The organism is Enterobacter sp. T1-1 (genome assembly GCF_000710795.1).
Classification (GTDB): Bacteria; Pseudomonadota; Gammaproteobacteria; order Enterobacterales; family Enterobacteriaceae; genus Enterobacter; species Enterobacter cloacae.
This window is the reverse complement of record NZ_JALW01000066.1, coordinates 1-3,081: the sequence shown is the minus strand read 5'-3', so window position 1 is coordinate 3,081 and position 3,081 is coordinate 1. Positions and strand designations below refer to the sequence as shown.

The following is a 3,081-nucleotide window of genomic DNA, read 5'->3' as shown; positions in this document are numbered from 1 at the left end:
AATTCTGTTAATCTGTATCAGGCTGAAAATCTGTCTCTTCGCCAAAACATCTTCGGCGTTGTAAGGTTAAGCCTCACGGTTCATTAGTATCGGTTAGCTCAACGCATCGCTGCGCTTACACACCCGACCTATCAACGTCGTCGTCTTCAACGTTCCTTCAGGAGACTTTAAGTCTCAGGGAGAACTCATCTCGGGGCAAGTTTCGTGCTTAGATGCTTTCAGCACTTATCTCTTCCGCATTTAGCTACCGGGCAGTGCCATTGGCATGACAACCCGAACACCAGTGATGCGTCCACTCCGGTCCTCTCGTACTAGGAGCAGCCCCCCTCAATTCTCCAGCGCCCACGGCAGATAGGGACCGAACTGTCTCACGACGTTCTAAACCCAGCTCGCGTACCACTTTAAATGGCGAACAGCCATACCCTTGGGACCTACTTCAGCCCCAGGATGTGATGAGCCGACATCGAGGTGCCAAACACCGCCGTCGATATGAACTCTTGGGCGGTATCAGCCTGTTATCCCCGGAGTACCTTTTATCCGTTGAGCGATGGCCCTTCCATTCAGAACCACCGGATCACTATGACCTGCTTTCGCACCTGCTCGAGCCGTCACTCTCGCAGTCAAGCTAGCTTATGCCATTGCACTAACCTCCTGATGTCCGACCAGGATTAGCTAACCTTCGTGCTCCTCCGTTACTCTTTGGGAGGAGACCGCCCCAGTCAAACTACCCACCAGACACTGTCCGCAACCCGGATTACGGGTCTACGTTAGAACACCAGCCATTAAAGGGTGGTATTTCAAGGACGGCTCCACGCAGACTGGCGTCCACGCTTCAAAGCCTCCCACCTATCCTACACATCAAGGACCAGTGTTCAGTGTCAAGCTATAGTAAAGGTTCACGGGGTCTTTCCGTCTTGCCGCGGGTACACTGCATCTTCACAGCGAGTTCAATTTCACTGAGTCTCGGGTGGAGACAGCCTGGCCATCATTACGCCATTCGTGCAGGTCGGAACTTACCCGACAAGGAATTTCGCTACCTTAGGACCGTTATAGTTACGGCCGCCGTTTACCGGGGCTTCGATCAAGAGCTTCGCGTTGCCGCTAACCCCATCAATTAACCTTCCGGCACCGGGCAGGCGTCACACCGTATACGTCCACTTTCGTGTTTGCACAGTGCTGTGTTTTTAATAAACAGTTGCAGCCAGCTGGTATCTTCGACTGATTTCAGCTCCACCCGCAGGGGCTTCACCTACATATCAGCGTGCCTTCTCCCGAAGTTACGGCACCATTTTGCCTAGTTCCTTCACCCGAGTTCTCTCAAGCGCCTTGGTATTCTCTACCTGACCACCTGTGTCGGTTTGGGGTACGATTTCGTGTTACCTGATGCTTAGAGGCTTTTCCTGGAAGCAGGGCATTTGTTACTTCAGCACCGTAGTGCCTCGTCATCACACCTCAGCGTTAAAAGGTACCGGATTTACCTGGAACCTCCGCCTACATGCTTAAACCGGGACAACCGTCGCCCGGCTAACATAGCCTTCTCCGTCCCCCCTTCGCAGTAACACCAAGTACAGGAATATTAACCTGTTTCCCATCGACTACGCCTTTCGGCCTCGCCTTAGGGGTCGACTCACCCTGCCCCGATTAACGTTGGACAGGAACCCTTGGTCTTCCGGCGAGCGGGCTTTTCACCCGCTTTATCGTTACTTATGTCAGCATTCGCACTTCTGATACCTCCAGCAACCCTCACAGGCCACCTTCAACGGCTTACAGAACGCTCCCCTACCCAACAACGCATAAGCGTCGCTGCCGCAGCTTCGGTGCATGGTTTAGCCCCGTTACATCTTCCGCGCAGGCCGACTCGACCAGTGAGCTATTACGCTTTCTTTAAATGATGGCTGCTTCTAAGCCAACATCCTGGCTGTCTGGGCCTTCCCACATCGTTTCCCACTTAACCATGACTTTGGGACCTTAGCTGGCGGTCTGGGTTGTTTCCCTCTTCACGACGGACGTTAGCACCCGCCGTGTGTCTCCCGTGATAACATTCTTCGGTATTCGTAGTTTGCATCGGGTTGGTAAGCCGGGATGGCCCCCTAGCCGAAACAGTGCTCTACCCCCGAAGATGAGTTCACGAGGCGCTACCTAAATAGCTTTCGGGGAGAACCAGCTATCTCCCGGTTTGATTGGCCTTTCACCCCCAGCCACAGGTCATCCGCTAATTTTTCAACATTAGTCGGTTCGGTCCTCCAGTTAGTGTTACCCAACCTTCAACCTGCCCATGGCTAGATCACCGGGTTTCGGGTCTATACCCTGCAACTTAACGCCCAGTTAAGACTCGGTTTCCCTTCGGCTCCCCTATACGGTTAACCTTGCTACAGAATATAAGTCGCTGACCCATTATACAAAAGGTACGCAGTCACACCCGAAGGTGCTCCCACTGCTTGTACGTACACGGTTTCAGGTTCTTTTTCACTCCCCTCGCCGGGGTTCTTTTCGCCTTTCCCTCACGGTACTGGTTCACTATCGGTCAGTCAGGAGTATTTAGCCTTGGAGGATGGTCCCCCCATATTCAGACAGGATACCACGTGTCCCGCCCTACTCTTCGAGTTCACAGCCTGTGCATTTTCGTGTACGGGACTTTCACCCTGTACCGTGCGACTTTCCAGACGCTTCCACTAACACACAAGCTGATTCAGACTCTGGGCTGCTCCCCGTTCGCTCGCCGCTACTGGGGGAATCTCGGTTGATTTCTTTTCCTCGGGGTACTTAGATGTTTCAGTTCCCCCGGTTCGCCTCGTTAACCTATGTATTCAGTTAACGATAGTGCAACGGATTGCACTGGGTTTCCCCATTCGGACATCGCCGGGTCAAGGGTTCATATCACCTCGCCGGCGCTTTTCGCAGATTAGCACGTCCTTCATCGCCTCTGACTGCCAGGGCATCCACCGTGTACGCTTAGTCGCTTAACCTCACAACCCGAAGATGTTTCACTTCTGATTGCGAAAATTTGAGAGACTCGAACACACATTAAAGATGTGTCGTTTCAATTTTCAGCTTGATCCAGATTTTTAAAGAGCAAATATC

1 rRNA gene is annotated in these 3,081 nt (G+C 52.6%); it reads right to left on the bottom strand.

Going from position 1 to position 3,081, the window contains the following annotated elements:
- Positions 1 to 62 precede the first annotated feature (62 nt).
- Positions 63 to 2,966, bottom strand: a 23S ribosomal RNA gene (locus AK59_RS0120035).
- Between the last annotated feature and the right edge of the window lie 115 nt (positions 2,967 to 3,081).